Origin of the sequence: Rhizobium sp. IY2 (assembly GCF_047532935.1) — a bacterium.
In the GTDB taxonomy this organism is placed as follows: domain Bacteria; phylum Pseudomonadota; class Alphaproteobacteria; order Rhizobiales; family Rhizobiaceae; genus Rhizobium; species Rhizobium anhuiense.
Genome location: NZ_JBLKNU010000007.1, coordinates 266821 through 283394, shown reverse-complemented (window position 1 = coordinate 283394; position 16574 = coordinate 266821). Strand labels below are relative to the sequence as shown.

The 16574-nt window shown below is 61.4% G+C and carries 12 protein-coding genes; 3 read left to right on the top strand and 9 right to left on the bottom strand.

Annotated elements, in window-relative coordinates; genetic code table 11:
- Positions 1–30 precede the first annotated feature (30 nt).
- Genes paoC through paoA form a run of 3 tightly spaced genes read right to left on the bottom strand, consistent with a single transcriptional unit; the run spans position 31 to position 3827 of the window.
- Entirely contained in the window at positions 31–2229 is a 2199-nt protein-coding gene (paoC, locus tag ACMUVN_RS22125) for an aldehyde oxidoreductase molybdenum-binding subunit PaoC (RefSeq protein ID WP_063473678.1), read from the bottom strand.
- 3 nt (positions 2230–2232) lie between these two features.
- On the bottom strand, positions 2233–3183 hold the full coding sequence (locus tag ACMUVN_RS22120) for an FAD binding domain-containing protein (RefSeq protein WP_063473679.1): 951 nt from the start codon (positions 3181–3183) through the stop codon (positions 2233–2235).
- Positions 3180–3827 (bottom strand): aldehyde dehydrogenase iron-sulfur subunit PaoA, encoded by a 648-nt coding sequence (gene paoA, locus ACMUVN_RS22115; RefSeq protein ID WP_088930320.1) that lies wholly within the window; start codon positions 3825–3827, stop codon positions 3180–3182. The genes ACMUVN_RS22120 and paoA overlap by 4 nt, the downstream gene beginning before the upstream one ends.
- 338 nt (positions 3828–4165) lie before the next feature.
- On the opposite strand from paoA, the gene ACMUVN_RS22110 reads away from it, so the two are divergent.
- Positions 4166–7141: an NAD(P)-dependent oxidoreductase gene (locus ACMUVN_RS22110; RefSeq protein WP_132575439.1), complete on the top strand. Its 2976-nt coding sequence runs from the start codon at positions 4166–4168 to the stop codon at positions 7139–7141.
- Positions 7142–7274: 133 nt separating this feature from the next.
- On the opposite strand, the gene ACMUVN_RS22105 is transcribed toward ACMUVN_RS22110, so the two are convergent.
- From ACMUVN_RS22105 to ACMUVN_RS22085, 5 genes are read right to left on the bottom strand one after another with little or no spacing between them, the layout of a single operon-like run.
- Entirely contained in the window at positions 7275–8330 is a 1056-nt protein-coding gene (locus ACMUVN_RS22105; RefSeq protein ID WP_048338505.1) for a maleylacetate reductase, read from the bottom strand.
- 1 nt (position 8331) lies between these two features.
- Positions 8332–9219, bottom strand: coding sequence for an intradiol ring-cleavage dioxygenase (locus ACMUVN_RS22100; RefSeq protein ID WP_047619783.1), 888 nt, complete (start codon positions 9217–9219; stop codon positions 8332–8334).
- Between the two features lie 11 nt (positions 9220–9230).
- On the bottom strand, positions 9231–10205 hold the full coding sequence (gene tsdA, locus ACMUVN_RS22095) for a gamma-resorcylate decarboxylase (RefSeq protein ID WP_132575441.1): 975 nt from the start codon (positions 10203–10205) through the stop codon (positions 9231–9233).
- Positions 10206–10228: 23 nt separating this feature from the next.
- Entirely contained in the window at positions 10229–11455 is a 1227-nt protein-coding gene (locus ACMUVN_RS22090; protein ID WP_052213517.1) for an acyl-CoA dehydrogenase family protein, read from the bottom strand.
- A 19-nt stretch (positions 11456–11474) separates the two neighbouring features.
- Positions 11475–11978, bottom strand: coding sequence for a flavin reductase family protein (locus ACMUVN_RS22085; protein WP_047619736.1), 504 nt, complete (start codon positions 11976–11978; stop codon positions 11475–11477).
- A gap of 335 nt (positions 11979–12313) precedes the next feature.
- Here ACMUVN_RS22085 and ACMUVN_RS22080 point away from each other — a divergent pair, with 335 nt between their 5' ends.
- Both ACMUVN_RS22080 and ACMUVN_RS22075 read left to right on the top strand, forming a co-directional pair.
- Positions 12314–13612, top strand: a complete 1299-nt coding sequence (locus ACMUVN_RS22080) for an MFS transporter (RefSeq protein WP_047619734.1) — start codon at positions 12314–12316, stop codon at positions 13610–13612.
- Between the two features lie 138 nt (positions 13613–13750).
- Positions 13751–14188, top strand: coding sequence for a MarR family winged helix-turn-helix transcriptional regulator (locus ACMUVN_RS22075; protein ID WP_047619733.1), 438 nt, complete (start codon positions 13751–13753; stop codon positions 14186–14188).
- A gap of 87 nt (positions 14189–14275) precedes the next feature.
- On the opposite strand, the gene ACMUVN_RS22070 is transcribed toward ACMUVN_RS22075, so the two are convergent.
- Entirely contained in the window at positions 14276–16495 is a 2220-nt protein-coding gene (locus ACMUVN_RS22070) for an EAL domain-containing protein (RefSeq protein ID WP_063473683.1), read from the bottom strand.
- Positions 16496–16574 lie beyond the last annotated feature (79 nt).

Genomic DNA, 16574 nt, shown 5'->3' with positions numbered 1-16574 from the left:
GAGCCCACTTCGAGACCGCCGTCGAAATCATCAGGCCACGTCCGGCAGGCCGCCGATCAGCTTGTCGAGCGTGAGCGGATAATGCCGGACCCTCACGCCGGTCGCGTTGTAGACGGCGTTGGCGATCGCTGCCGCGACGCCGCAAAGGCCAAGCTCGCCGACGCCCTTGGCTTTCATCGGCGACGACATCGGATCGGTCTCGTCCATGAAGATCACCTCCTGGTGCGGAATATCGGCATGCACCGCCACTTCGTAGCTGGCGAGATCGTGGTTGACGAAGAAGCCGCGACGGGTATCGACCACGAGTTCCTCGGAGAGCGCTCCGCCGGCCCCCATCGTCATTGCGCCGATGACCTGGCTGCGGGCGGTGATCGGGTTGAGGATGCGGCCCGCCGCGCAGACTGCGAGCATCCTGCGAATGCGGCTTTCACCGGTGGCGATGTCGACGCCAACCTCCACGAAATGCGCTCCGAACGTCGATTGCTGATGCGTGTCGGTGAGATCGCCCCATGTGATCGTGTCCTCGCCGACAAGACCATCTGGACCGGTGGCCTCGGCAAGAGGCACTGAACGATCGCCCGAGCGGACCTCTCCATTCTCGAAGACGATGTCTCCTGAGTTGAAGCCGAGCTTTTTGGCGACGGCCTCACGCAGCTTGACACAGGCTGCGTAGACGCCCGAGGTGGAAGAATTGGCGCCGAACTGTCCGCCGGAGCCCGCCGAAACAGGAAAACGCGAGTCGCCCAATTGGACAGCGACCTTGTCGATCGTAACCCCCATCATTTCGGCGGCCGTCTGCGCGATGATCGTATAGCTGCCCGTCCCGATGTCGGTCATGTCGGTTTCAACCGTCACGACGCCTTCCCGGTCGAGCTTTACCCGAGCGCCGGAGGGAAGCACGAGGTTGTTGCGGAAGGCAGCGGCAACACCCATGCCGACCAGCCAGTTGCCGTCCCGTTTGGAACCCGGCCTTCCCCGTTCACTCCAACCAAACCGCTCCGCACCGAGCCTGAGACAGCCGATGAGATTGCGCTGGGAAAAAGGCCGCTGCGGTTTCTCGGGATCGATCTGCGTGTCGTTGACGATCCGGAACTGAACAGGATCCATACCAACTTTTTCGGCAATCTCGTCGATGGCGATTTCGAGCGCCATCAGTCCCGGCGCCTCGCCGGGAGCGCGCATGGCGTTGCCCTCGGGGAGGTGAAGCGTCGCCAGCCGCATCGCCGTCATCCGGTTCGCGCCGGCGTAGAGAAGACGGGTCTGGTTGACGGCGGTCTCCAGGCCTCCGCCGGGAAGGTCCCCGGACCAGCTTTCGTGGGCAATGGCGGTTATCTTGCCGTCACGCTCGGTTCCAATGCGAATTCGCTGGATCGTCGCCGGCCGGTGGGTCGTGTTGTTCATCATGAACGGGCGCGGCAAGGCAACCTTGACGGGGCGTCCAATCGCACGCGCGCCGACAACGGCAAGCACGGCATCCGCCCGCAGAAACAGCTTGCCACCGAAGCCGCCGCCGATGAAGGGCGACATCAGGTGGATCTTCTCCTTGTCGATGTCGAGTGTCGTTGCAAGATCGGACCGCCACCAATCGATCATCTGGCTTGATGTCCAGACCGTCACCTCATCGCCGTTCCAGGCGGCGATCGATGCATGCGGCTCCATCATCGCATGCGATTGGTCGGGCGTGGTGTAAGTCTCGTCCAGAGTGACGGGAGCTGCGCTGAAGGCAGTCTCGAAATCGCCGGTCGCGGTATCGGGCTGCTGCGATTCATCCGGCTTGACCGCTGAGACCTTTGCCTCACCGAGGTCGAATACACCCTTTTCCTCGGCATAGTCGACCTTGACCAGCGCGGCTGCGGCGCGCGCCTGTTCGAAGGTTTCGGCGACGACGACCGCGATTGCCTGGTGATAGTGCTGAACCTCGTCGCCGCCGAAAAGCTTGGCGGTGTTGAACTTGCCCTTCTTCCGCTCGCCGATGTCGAGCGTCGTCACGACAGCAAGCACCCCGGGAGACCTCTTGGCGGCGGAGACATCCATCGACGTGATGCGGCCCTTGGCGATGGCGGAGCCGACGGGATAGCCATAGGCGTAGCGCATGTTCGGGTCATGCCACTCATAGGCGTACATCGCCCGGCCGGTCGTCTTGAGCTGACCGTCGATGCGGTGGATCGGCTGGCCGACGACCTTCAGATTGTCGATCGGGTTGGTTGTCGCTGGTGTGTCGAACTGCATGGCTCACCCCCTTGCTTCGGCGATGACCGCGCCGAGCGTGCGCTCGACCAGGTCGACCTTGAAACGGTTCTGTTCTGTAGGATGGGCATCGGCAAGAAGAACGCCCGCCGCCGCCCGCGCACCTTTCGGCAATTCAGCTTCAGCTGCCTCGATGCGCCACGGCTTGTGAGCGACGCCACCGACGGCGATGCGTCCTGTGCCGTCCGACTGGATAACGGCGCCGACCGAGACCAGCGCGAAGGCATAGGAGGCGCGGTCGCGGACCTTGCGATAGATGTGCTTGCCGCCGATCGGCGGCGGCAGCAGGACCGCGGTGATGAATTCGCCACGCTCGAGAACAGTCTCGATATCAGGCGTGTCGCCGGGCAGCCGATGAAAGTCGGCAATAGGTACCGAGCGGCGGCTGCCGTCCGCCTTTACCGTCTCGATGACGGCATCGAGCGCCCGCATCGCGATGGCCATGTCGCTCGGATGCGTGGCGATACAGCTCTCGCTCACGCCGACCACCGCATGCTGACGGCTGAAACCGCCGATAGCGGAACAGCCGCTGCCCGGCTGCCGCTTGTTGCACGGCTGGTTCGGGTCATAAAAATAGGGACAGCGCGTGCGCTGCAGGAGGTTGCCGGCCGTCGTCGCCTTGTTGCGCAACTGCCCGGAGGCGCCCGCAACGAGCGCCCTGGAGAGCAAGCCATAGTCACGGCGAACGGTCTCATGGGCGGCAAGGTCGGTGTTGCGGACCAAGGCTCCGATGCGCAGCCCGCCCTCAGGGGTGGATTCGATCCTGTCGAGGCCGAGACCGTTGATGTCGATCAGATGCGTCGGTGTCTCGATCTCGAGCTTCATCAGGTCGAGGAGGTTGGTGCCGCCGGCGATGAATTTTGTTTCGGCATTGGAGGCGACCGCCTTGGCCGCGGCCTCGACCGACGAGGCGCGTTCATAGGTGAAGGCTCTCATGCTTTTATCCCCGCGACTTCCGAAATGGCATCGAGAATGTTGGAGTAGGCGCCGCATCGACAGATATTGCCGCTCATGCGTTCGCGGATCTCGACGGGAGTGACGACCGCCTGTGCCGTAAGGTCGCCGGTGACGTGGCTTGGTATGTTGGCCTTGATCTCCTCGAGCACCGCCACGGAGGAACAGATCTGTCCTGGCGTGCAGTAGCCGCACTGAAACCCGTCATGCTTCACGAACGCAACCTGCATCGGATGAAGATTTCCGGGTTGGCCGAGACCTTCGATGGTAGTGATCCGATCGCCTTCGTGCATGACCGCCAACGTCAGACAGGAGTTGATCCGGTGGCCGTCGACCATGACGGTGCAGGCGCCGCATTGACCGTGATCGCATCCCTTTTTCGTGCCTGTGAGATGCAGGTGCTCGCGCAGCGCATCGAGCAGCGAAGTTCTGTTGTCGACCTCAAGATCACGTCTTTCGCCGTTGACCGTGAAGGAAACTTTCGATGTATGCGCCATTTCATTTCCTGGGGACTGTGCCGCCGCGGGAGTGACGGCTCCGGTGACCGCGACCGTTGCGGCCGACGAGATAAGCAAATCTCGACGGGAAAGTTCCAGTTGTGTCTGGCTTGGCATGAACTGTTCCACCTTGCTCGTTGGACATAGGCGCGGGTCGACGCCGTCAGCAGAGGTAGTGCAACTCCGTCCTTTGATTAGGCCCTTTCCGTTGCATACGGTTATCAATCTGGTTCATGAATGCGTGAGCCATAGTCACCCAAAGCCCAGTCCATGGTCATCTTCAAATCAGCTTCGAATGTGATTTGCGGGGTTACCGACCATGCCCTCGCCCTTATTCGTCGCATTACGTCACGCAGGCGTATGGATGACGCATTCCGCCTGCTGTTCGACGCATATGCCATCATCTTTCCCAGGCGTTCGCTTCATTATCGGCACCATGCCCCGCCTCAAGCACAGATAGGCAAACAATGATGAATATCGCGCAGATGCAGGAACAGCGACTGAAGGCGCTCGAATTGACCGGATCGGGCGCACCGAAGCGGCCTTCCAACCCGTTCTTCGGCGTCGGTCCGATCACGGATGCGACCACCGACGAAGTGGACAGCCGTCTTCGGAGCGCGGCCTTCGACGCGTGGATCGAGAAGACCTATCGCAAGTTCGATGACAGGGGTAACGACATCGGCGGCTTTACGACCGCCGAGATTTCCCGGAGCATGCATCGCGGCTATCCCGCAGACAAAATCCTGACCGACATGATGCGGGCGATCCATCGCTATTTCGGCTTTCCGAAGACGAACCGCATGGCAGTGGGACTCGGCGGCGGCCACAGCGGCTATACGGTCTGCATCCAGCATCTGATGAACGCCAACGACGCGACCCAGCATGTCTATGTCGATACGCCGCGGCCAGAGAGCGATCCCTCCAGGGCCGCCGGTTTCTTCCGCCAGTCTTGGGCCACGCAGTTGATCGAGATGCAGCGCTTCGCCGAAAAGGGCTGCGAGAGCCGCATTCATTTTGCCGCCTCCGAAGGCGTGATCCCGACGGCAGCGGAGCTGTCAGCCCTAGGCGTTTCGATCTTCGTCGGCGTCGGTCACGAAACGACCGGCGCCAATGCCTATACCAGCCGTGAGATCCGCGAACTTTTGAACTGGCTCGACGGCGATCCGGCAAATCGCCATGCGGTGTTCGATGCCACCTCGATGCTCGGCGCCATGCCGTGGGAGCCCGAACTGGTCAGCGCCGTCATGGCGAAGTGCTGCCTGTTCATGCCCTTCCAGAAGGCGATCGGCGGGGTTTCCGGCTATTTCGTCGCCTCCTTCACGCCGCATGCTTTGGCATTGATCGAGAAGAACCAGCAGGATCCGGCCTGGGCGATCCCACGCCAGTTGAAGATCGCACCGCCGATCGATCCGAGGCGGCCGTTTTCGGCGAAGCGCTCCGTCGATGCAGGGCCGTTCTACGATGCTGCCGAAGACCGCATGCTCGGCGGCGTCATCAACACCTACAGCGCGCTCGCTTTTGCCGAGACCACCTTCGGCCTGTTGCAGTCGGAGGCCCGGGTCGGCTCCGTCGTCGAGCTCAATCGCCGCTCTGCCGCCAATCGCAACGTGATCGACGACTGGGTCAAGTCGCATCCGCTTCTGTCGCTAACCGTCACCGATGCCGAGCGCCGCGGCGCGGCGGTGACGCTTCTGAAGGTCGAGGATGACGGCATCGCCGATGCCGACATCCATGCCCGCATCATCGCGCGATCGAAACAACTGCTCGGCTATGAGGGCATGACCCATCCGAACGGCGAATACGAGCCCGGCCTCGACGCGGCCCGCTACGTCAATGCTTTCCCGGGTACACCCGGCGACTACCGCGCCTGGGTTGGCGGCATCCGCGAGCCGGAAGATGTCGTCGCACTGCTGGAGAATCTGCAATACGCCTATCTGCGCGCCAAGATCGTCGTTCTCGAAGAGGAATTGGCGAAGGAGGGCGTCACGTTCGAGGCGCCTGCCGGCGCTGGTGCAGCGGCCCGCAAGGAGGATCCGGCGCGCGCCTATACCGTGCTGATCGCCGACCTGGTCGGCCTGCGCTTCGACGCCGGGGGGCAGCCGGATCACAGCGAGATCAAGGCATATATCGAGGAAAAGGGTGGCGTCTTCCACCTCGGGGCGCTGGGCGACCGATCGACGCTCGAGAAGGGCCGCGTCCATTTCTTCTATCAGCCAAACCTGAGCACGGAGGCAGAGATCCTGCCGCAAACCGACAGGGGCCAGTACGACGCGCTGATCGCAGCCGCGACCTTCATCCCAAAAGCCTCCGTATTTCCGCTCGGCGGCGTGCGCATCGGTGCAGGCACCGGCAATATGGGCTCGGCCTCCTGGGGTGGCGGCAATGGCGAGGGCGGCAACGCGCCGCTGATGAATACGCCGGGCATCAACAGCCGGGCGACCGCTCAGATGGCGATCAAGGCGATCCTGAAGGTCGTGCCCGATCTGCCGGTCGACAGGCTGCATCGGATGGTCGCCGGGGGCGACTTCGATACAGGCCGCCAGCTCAAGGATTTTCCGACCGCCAAGCTCGAAGGCCGGAAAATCGCCATTCTCGGCTATGGCAATATCGGCCGCGAAGTCGCCAAGCTCGCCAAGGCTTTCGGCATGAAGGTGGCGATCTACGCCCGCCAGCATCACCAGCGCTGGATTGAGGCGGAAGGCTTCGACTACGCCAAGACTCCGGTTGAAGCGGCGAGCGGCGCCGACATACTCTCCGTCCATATCGGTCTCGGCCGCCTGGACGGGTCAACCGGCGTCTATTCCAACGCCGGCACTGTCGATGCGAAGGTGCTCGGCGCTATGAAGGATGGCGCGGTGCTGGTCAACTACGATCGGGGCGAGGTCGTCGATGTCGCCGCGCTCGACGAGGCCCTGTCGTCGGGCAAGATTGCTCATGCGGCGATCGACGCCGACCTCTTCAAGGACGCCGCGACCGGCAAGCTCAGCGGGCCGATACTTCCTTACCTGCCACTCGAAGAGCGCCATAAGGGCAAGCTGGAACTGCTGCCGCACGCCGCCGCCGACACCGACCATCCCTCACGGGTGAACGGCGCCAAGCAGGCGGTCGACCAGATCTTCGACGTCATCCGCTTCAAATCGGTCACCAATCTCAAGGGCGACCTGCCGGAGGGTTACGTGTCGGCCGGCAGCCGCACGCCGGCAGGCATCGGCCGGGTAACGAAGCAGGCAGTCGCGGAGGCCGGCGGCAAGACGGAGATCCTCAACGAGTTGCAGCAGACCTCGATGAAGGTCGCGGCGATCCTGGGCGGGCTCTCGGCCGTTTCGGATCCCTGCCATCGCAGCCGGCTCATCGATCGCTACACCGTCCTGCTCGTCGAAAGCGCCGACCGGCAGCGGGCGCTGCTCGACCAACTCGGGCTCTACGGTCCGGCGGAGGACTAACTTGCTGGCGGCCAACCAGCGCCGCCGGTCTTTGATGTCGCTCTGATGCCGCCGTGTTGCCATGGCGGCATGATTTCGGTCCTTTGACGCTCCACATTTGAGGATCGACAGCTATCGCGCAGCCCGAAAACAGTCAGTCGGGCCAAACGCCGTCGAATGCGTCCGTCAACAGCGCGCGAATGGCCGGTTCGGTGACGGGCGCCGGGTTCCAATAGGGATTGGAAGTTGCCTCGATGGCCGCCGTCCCTATGCCTTCGGCCGGCATTCCGATCTGCGCAAGTGACAGGGGTGCCCCGATCTCCTGTGCGAGGTTGCGAAGCCCGGTTGCGGCATTGTCCGCTCGGAGTGCCCGCGCGACCTTCTGGGCCGCATCGGGAGCGGCCTGCATATTATACCGCATCACGTAAGGCAGGATCACGCTGTGGGTTTCGGCATGCGGCAGGTCGAACATGCCGCCCAGCGTGTGGCAAAGCTTGTGATGGAGCGCCATGCCGACGCAACCCAGGCTGATGCCGCAGAGCCATGCGCCGTAGAGAGCATCCGAGCGGGCCTCCACATCCAGGCCATCGCGGCCGATACGCGGCAATGCCCGCGCCAGGGCGCGGATCCCGTCCTCTGCCATCAGATCGGTCACCGGATTGCGGTCGCGAGCATAGAGCGCTTCAACCGCATGCGCGATCGCGTTGAGGCCGCTGACCGCAGATAGACCCACTGGCAGCCCCAATGTCAGCGAGACATCATAGATCACCGTTTCCGGCAGCACGCGATTGTCCCGAAGCGTTGTCTTGCTGCCATTTTCGGTCTGTCCGAGAATGGGTGTCATTTCCGACCCTGCATAGGTCGTGGGCACGATGAGCTGCGGCAAATCCGTGCGAAGCGCGATCGCTTTGGAAAGACCGGTGGTCGAGCCGCCGCCAATCGCGATCACGCCGTCGGCGCCGGCTTCCGCAGCGACCTTCATCGCCTCCATCGTCACCTCGACGGGAGTATGCATGACGGCGCCGGAAAAGACCGCGGCCTGGGGTCCGATCAGGCCCGCCACTCTTTCCGCTTCGCTCACCTGATGCGGCGTGGAGAGGACCAGCGGCCGGGACATGCCGAGCCGCTTGGCCTCATCGGCAAGCTGTTTGAGCGTGCCGGTGCCGAAAATCACGCGCGTTGCCAATCCGGTATAGACGAAGTCCTCCATCTCAGATCTCAGCCCTTTTTGTCAGCACGAAATCCCAGTCCACCTGCCAATAAGGCGCCTTGAGGCCCTCGTCCTCGCCCACGGCGTCCTCCTGCTGCGTCCGGAAATCGGCGATGAGACTCTCCTTCACTCCGAACACCGCATCCTGATCCAGATATTGGCAATCAGGGGGGAAGATATGGGTGACAACGGGATCATACCCCTCGGCGCTGACGATGAAATGGATATGCGCCGCGCGGTTCGGATGCCGGCCCAGGCGGCCCAGAAGCTTGCCCACCGGCCCGTCGTCGGGGATGGGATAATAGCGCGGCTTGACGGAGCGGAACCGATAGCTGCCCTCGCCGTCCGTCGTGAAGACACCACGCAGGTTCCAGTCCGGCTGCGTGCCCTTTTGCTGGACGTCATAGAAGCCGTCGTCATTGGTCTGCCAGACGTCGATCAATGCGTGCTCGATCGGATTGCCAGCGGTATCCCTGACGAAGCCGCCGACCACGAGCGGCTCGCCCTTGCCGTCGAGGCAGATATTCGCTCCCCGTGCATAACGCGGTGCTTCCGGCACGTAGAACGGACCGAGAATGGTGTTTTCCGTCGCGCCGGAAGGCCGGCGATGGTTGATCGCATCGACCAGCATCGAAACACCCAGCACATCTGAGAGCAGAATGTATTCCTGCCGCCATTCATTGCACATCTGGCCAGTTCTGGTGAGAAAGTCGATCGCCGTCAGCCATTCCTCATGAGTCGGCTCGATCTCTTTCACTGCAGCATGGAGATGCCGCACGAGAACCGACATGATCTCACGCAGGCGGGGATCGATATCCCCGCCCATGCGCGCATTGACGGCCTCGACCGAGTTTTCTTCGGTGAAAAGCGGGTACTTCGTCGCAGCCATCTCACCCTCCATCAAATGCCGAAGAGCAGTTTGGCATTTGTCCGGCCGATTTTCACCCTGTCCGCCTCCGCAATCGTCGTGGTGTCGAACCAATCGGCGGCATGATCGATATTCTCGAACGGCCAATCGGTCGAAAACAGGATCCGGTCGGCGCCGATTTCCAGCATGGCATCGATCAGCGTCTGGGTGCGGAAATTGCCTGAAGTCGTGATGTAGAAATTCTCGTTGAAATAGTCGGCGATGCGGCGTTTGGCCGGATATTTCGGCGGCACCTTGACCCAGGCGTTACGATTGTCGATGCGCCACATCATGTAGGGCAGACCTTCGCCCATATGGCCGAGGATGATACGGAGGTTCGGGTGTTCGTCGAAAAGTCCCGATCCCATGAGGCGCAACGCGTGGACCGCCGTCTCCTGGGCGAAGGCCCAGGTCGGCCCCATCAGCCAGGGGTGGCCCTCATAGATGCGGCTGTCCTCAGCCAGCGGATTGCGCGGGTGCAGATAGAAGGGCACATCGAGCGCGGCGACCGTCGCCCAGAAGGCGCGATATTGCGGCAGGTCGTAATAGAGCAGCGCATTGGTATCGGCGCGCTGGCTGAAGCCGTTGACCAGGGCTCCGACGAAGCCCATGTCCTTCACGCACCGTTCCAGCTCCCGTGCGGCGGCCTCGGGATCCTGGAGCGGCAGGGCCGCAAAGGCGCGAAAGCGGTCGGGACGTTTGGCGCATTCTTCGGCCAGCGCATCGTTGGCGCGGCGGGCAATATCTATGGCCCGTCCGGTTTCGGCGATTGCCTGGACGGCCGGTGCGTTGAGCGACAGGATCATGGTCTCGATCCCGTGCGCATCCATCAGCTTCAGTCGTTTGTCCTGAATGTCGAGCAATCGGGACTGAAGCTCTGTCCAGTAGTCTCCCGGGACGAAACCCGCCGAATCCATCAGCGTCTCGGGAATGGCGAAATGCTCTTCGAGCGCGATCTTGCCTTGCATGTTTCTCCTCCAACTTTCTCGTTTTAATATTGACCCTTGGGCTCGAGGCCGAGCATGTGCTGGCCGACCATCGTGCCGACGGCGTCCCAGTTCATGCTGATATGACGGCCGACGGCGTTGGCGTCGCGCCAGGCGCGCTGAACCGGATTGTCCATGTTGAGGCCAAGTCCGCCGGTGGAAGCGTTCAGGGCTTCGACGGCCCGGAGCGCCAGGGTGACGGCAAAGGACTGGCCGCGCCGGCTGAGCAATCTGTCCTCGATGGTGAATTCTCGTCCTGAACCCGCCAGCTCCTCGGCGCGCGCCACATCCCGGAGCAGGATCTCGCGGGCTGCGTCGACGCTGGCAGCGGCATCCGCCACCCTGAGCTGGATTGTCGCAAATTCTGCCATGCGGCTGTTGCCGCCCGCGACCGCCCCCCGGGTCACACGGCTACCTGTTGATGCGACATAGCTTTCCAACGCGCCTTTCGCGGCGCCGACAGCGGCGGAAGCGAGGCAGGACGGAATGCCGGTGAGAAGCGGCATGTTGAAAAGGCCCTTGTCGGCATAGAGGCCGGCGCCCGGCGTCCGGCCGCTGGTGGCCTCCGGGAAAGTGAGCACGCGATGCTTCGGCACAACGACATTGGCGAGAATGAGGGTCTTGGAGCCGGTGCCCGCCAGTCCCGCGACATCCCATGTGTCTTCGATTTCATACTGCGTCGCAGGCACCAGCAGGAAGGCCGGAACCGGCTTGCTGGCACCTTCAGCGGGCAGGACGGCGGCGCAGAGCGACCAGTCGGCATTCTCGCAGCCGCTGGCAAAAGCCCAGCGGCCGTTCAGCCGATAACCGTCTTCGGTGGCCTCGGCCAAGGAGGCGGGCGCATAGGAGCCGCAGAGAAGCGCATCCGGATTTTTGCCCCAGACGTCATCCTGCGCGGCCTTCGGAAACATTGCGAGCAGCCATTGATGGGCTGCAAGAAGACCCGCGACCCAGCCGGTCGAGGCACAGGCCGAGGCCAGTTCGAGATTGGCGTCGACGAGATCGGCGAAAGGCCCGGGCGCGCCACCATAAGCGGCCGGCTTGACCGCATCGAAATAACCGGCAGCGCGAAGAGCTGCGATGTTTTCCGCCGGTACCCGGCGTGCCTTTTCGGTTGCCTGCGCACGGTCCTTGAAGGCCGGCAGGAGCGGCAGGATGCGGTCCTTCAGTACAGCGCCGCGAATGGGGCGTGCGATATTATCGGCACCGCCTTCGATGATCTCAAGCTTCATATTCTCCTCCTTGGCGGGATCAAGCCGCCGGCTGCGAGACGCAGTAGCGGGCGTCCTCGTAGATGAGCGGTATGGTGTTGGGGTCGACGGTCGCGTGAACGACCTGCCCGATGAAAAGTGTGTGAGTGCCATAGGGCACGGCAGCCATGCGGCGGCAGACGACATTGGCGTTGGCGCCGTCGAGGAGCTGCATTCCGGCTTCGTGCCGCCGCCAGTTCGCCAGTCCGAAGCGCGCATGCGGCTCGACTTTGCCGGCGAATGCCTCAGACAGCGGCCGCTGCGCGTGACTGAGGACATTCACCGCGAAATCCGGCTGACAAAGCAGCATTTCGTGCAGCAGGGTCCTGTTGTTGAGACAGACCACAAGCGAGGGCGGATCCATGGAAACGGAGGTGACCGCCGTGACCGTCATGCCATGGTCGACACCGTCCTTCACCGCCGTGATCACGGTCACTGTCGCTGGAAATTTGCGCATTGCGGCACGAAAATTCGCGCCGACCACTCCATCGGATAAAATCTGCATGATCTCTCTCCCATTCCGATTTCCATCATTTATTTGCATTTGCAATTATTGTCAACGCAAATAATTTTCCGTTCGTGATGACGAGAGCTGCGATTGGATAACCTGCAGATGCGTTCCCACCGCCTGCCGAAGATAATTTTGATCGCACCATATTTTCTATTGCAATATTTGCATTTGCAATATTCTATTGTCTTACGCGTCGGGTGGGAGAGGATTATCGGGCAGCGTGCCTAGCGCGCCGTTCAGAAGCCCGATGACGACGGAGGTAATCTTTGATTTTCTAGGCTCCAGGACAGCTGAAGCCTTTTTCAAAGCGAGATCACGGAGGAGGAGCCATGTCTTCGCAGGAAATGAGCGCCATGGTGGCGCAGACCAAAACGACGGCAAGTGTCATTGCCATGTGCGGCTTCATGATATTGTTCGACGGCTATGACCTGGTCGTCTATGGGGTAATCGCACCAGCGCTACTCAAACAGGCGGAATGGGCGCTGGATCCATCCCTCGTCGGCCGTGCCGCCGCCTTGACCCTGTTCGGCATGCTGCTGGGTGCGGCAATCGCCGGGACGCTCGCCGATCGCATCGGCCGGAAAAAAGTCGTTCTCGGCAGCCTCGCCAGTTTTTCCTTCATGATGATCGCCAGCGGGCTTGCTCCGAACTTCCCGGTCTTCGCAGCCACGCGTTTCCTGAGCGGGCTCGGGCTCGGCGCACTTCTGCCGACCGTAACCGCGCTCATTCTCGAATTTTCGCCCGCCAAACGGAAGGCGCTGGCCAACTCCCTGTCCTTCATGGGCTATCTGCTGGGCGGCATCCTTTCCGGCATTCTCGGCATGCTTCTTCTTGAGCATTACGGCTGGCGCCCCCTGATGATCATTGGCGGCGCGCCTTTGCTGGCACTGCCGTTCCTGATCAAATCACTGCCCGAATCGCCCGACTGGCTCGCCGCCAAGGGCCGCCGCGCCGAGGCCGACGCGGTTTGCGACAGCTTTGGCCTGGAACGGGTTCCGCACCAGCCGACAACTTCGGAAAAACAGGGCGTACGGGCGCTGTTTGCGGAAGGGCGGCTTGCGCTGACGCTGAATGCCTGGGCGATTCACTTCTGCTCTCTGTTGCTGACTTTCGGCATGGTGAACTGGCTGCCGACCATCATGAACAAAATGGGCTACGACATCAGTTCGGCGCTGCTGTTTGCAATCATGCTCAATGTCGGCGCCGCCATCGGTATCGTCATTGCCGGCCGGATTGCCGATAGGGGCCATGTGAAGATGACTGTCGCCGTGCTGTTCGCCATCGGCGCTGGGGCGATCTACATGCTCACACTGAAGCAGGGTGTTTTCATGTACGCGCTTGTCGCTCTTGCCGGCGCTGGAACGATCGGCACCCAGATCCTCTCGAATGTTCTGGTTGGCCGCTTCTATCCAGTCCAGATCCGCGGAACCGGGCTCGGATTTTCGCTCGCGGTCGGCCGCCTTGGTGGCATGGCCGGGCCGCTGATCGGCGGCGCAGTGCTGCAGCGGGGGCTCGCACCGGAGTGGAACTTCTACATCTTCGCCATAGCGGCCGTGGTCGGCTGCGCTTTGACGGCCCTCACCTTCCTCCATGGCACGACCGAAAAGGGAGACGTCGTCGTGCACTGACTAGCTAAGGCAAGCACGCCCGCGACCATGGCCGGCCTCGATGAGGCCGGCTTTCATTTGTCCTGACGAACGCGACTTTTGATTGCACATGCTCTCGCCTAAGGCTATTCAGTGCGGATGCAATAGTTGTGAGCGAAAATGTCCTATCGATTTACCGGATCCTTTCCCTACCTTCTCAATCGCGTCGGCGTGCGCATGGGGGAGCTTTTTTCGGAGCGGCTGCACGATTTTGACGTTACCTTGCCCATGTACCGCGTCCTTGCGATCCTGAAGCAGGAGGGACCGCAAAGGCTGACAGATCTGAGCCCCATGGTTACGGTCGAGCTCTCCACCCTGTCGCGCCTGGTCACTGTGATGAAGAAGAAAGAACTGGTGTCGCGCACCCGGCCCGACGACGGCCGCACGGTTTCGATTGCGCTGACCCCCTCGGGCGATGCGCTGGTGCAGAAATTGATGCCGCTCGCAGCAGAATTCGAGGCGGTCGGCGTCGAGACGTTCAGCGAGGCGGAGGTGGCCTGGCTGAAATCGGCGCTGAAGATCATCCATACCAACCTGGACAAGCTCGAAGCACGCTGATCTGCTGATGTGGACGCAGGCCCGTCCCGATGGCGCAAAGGAGCGCGGGGAAGGCCCCGCACCACCTTCGACACGCCATCTTGATGACTATCCGAAGAGCAGCAGACCCGTCCGCGATTCTCCTGAATTCTCCGTACAATGTGGTTTTGATGCAGATAGGTAGCTGCCCACGTGTTCGCGGTCCATCGGCTTGTTAAACAAATAGCCCTGGAGGGTGGTGCAGCCCATTTCCAGCAAGCACATCGCCTGCCGATGGCTTTCGACGCCCTCCGCCGTGACCTTCATGTCGAGCTTCCGCGCCAGGTTGAGCACCAGTTCTACGATTGCGAGGCTCGATTCATCCACGAGCATGGTGTCGATGAAGCTCTTGTCGATTTTGATGATATCGACGGGCAGGCTCCGCAAATGTGTCAGCGATGCATAGCCCGTCCCGAAATCATCGAGCGCCACGGCCAAGCCTCTTTTCCGCAAACGTTGCAGCGTTGTTGCAACAGTGTCTTCCAAGCCCTGCAGGAAGACGGTTTCCGTCACTTCGAGCACGAGCTTATCGAGCGGAATGCCTCTCGACGCGAACGCACCAACGATGCGGCTTTCCAGGTCACCCCTCATGAAATCAGAGGCGCTGACATTGATGCCAACCCGTCCGAAACTCAGCCCCCGGTCCATCCATTTGCAGATATCGGTCGCGACATGATCGAGCATGCATGTCGTAATGTGATGGGAAACACTCGAGTCCGTGAAGGCTTCATGAAATTGCGCCGCCGATACGACTGATCCATCGGGACGTTGCATTCTCACCAGCGCTTCAAACGCCCATACCTGACCGTCGGCGCAGCTCACGATTGGCTGATAATGCGGCACCATTCGATGCTCGGTAAGCGCCAACTCCACCTCTCGGACGATCTGAATGCGATGGGCTATCCTCGAACGCAGGCTGGGCTCATATTGAACGTAGCTTCCACGCCGTGTTTCCTTGGCGTGATACAGGGCGAAGTCTGCGTTTTGCGAAAGCGTCGCCGCATCCATTTCACCTTCCGAAATCGCGCCTCCCACGGTTATCGTGGGATTTATCGTTGATCCCGCGACCTCCAGAGGGCGGCCGATATATTCAATCAGGTGTCGCGCGAGTGAACGCATTACCCGCGCGTTTGCGGGTGCGTCCAGAACAACCGAGAATTCGTCGCCGCCGAGGCGAAAGACCTTTCCGCGCTTTCCCAAGCGCTCGTCCAGACGAGATGCCACGCCTTTCAGCAGCAGGTCACCGGTCGCATGGCCCAGGATATCGTTCACCTGCTTCAGGCGATCGACGTCGACCAGCAGCAAACCAATGGAGGCGGCATCCGTCGCTGTGAGCCTCGCCATGTGAGCATTGTATGCCGCCCGGTTGGCAAGCCCGGTCAGGGGATCGGCATTTGCCGCCTGCAGCAAGCGTTGCTCGTAGCGCACTTTTTCGGAAACATCCTGAACGATGCCGAACAAACGTTTTGGCTCACCGTGCAGGTGTTCGATATCGCTGACCACGCGAATCCATCGTTCTTCGCCTTCTGGCGTTATGATGCGATACTCTTTGTCAACGCCGATCTCCGAGCCATTCAGGAGACCGCGAATCCTGCGACTGACGCCGTCGCGCTCTTCCGGAGCATAGCAGCCGATCACCTCCTCCGAGGTCATTCGTTTACCGACCGGCAATCCGACAGTGCGATAAATCTGGTCCGACCAGATGATCGTACCGGTGTTGAGATCCATCTCAAAGCCACCGACTTTGGCAGAGCGCTCGGTCTGTTCGAACCGAGCCTGCTTCAACTCCAGTTCACGTTGCTGCTCTTTCAGCTGGCTTTGCTGACGATGCTCCCGAATCAGGCCCACGATGACGCTTGCCAAGTTACGGAGCTGTTCGATATCCCGATCGCCGAAACGGCGGGTCTTCGTATCGAGGACACAAAAACTGCCGTAGCAGGTCTCCCCTTCCAAAAGCGGAACGCCCGCGTAGAATTGGACGGAACACTCGTTCACGAATGTGTTTTCCCAAAAGCGGGAATCTTTCCCGGCATCTTCAACGACGAGCGGCAACCCTGTTTCCACAACATGTCCGCAAAAGGAATGCTCGCGTGACGTCTCTTTCAAAGTGAAGCCTTGCTGGGCCTTGAACCACTGCCGCTGCTCGTCGACGAACGAAACCAATGCCATCGGCATGTTGAATATATTGCAGGCCAGACGGACGATAGCGTCGAACTCTGTCGTCGGCGGTGTATCGAGAATGCTTGCCTCGTGGAGAAGGTTCAATCTTTCATCTTCGGTAAGGGACATGCGACCTTACTCCTCGCAGTGCTGCGTGACGCGGAGTGAGACCCTTCATGGATCATGGAAGCGGACGAACTTGCCGCCG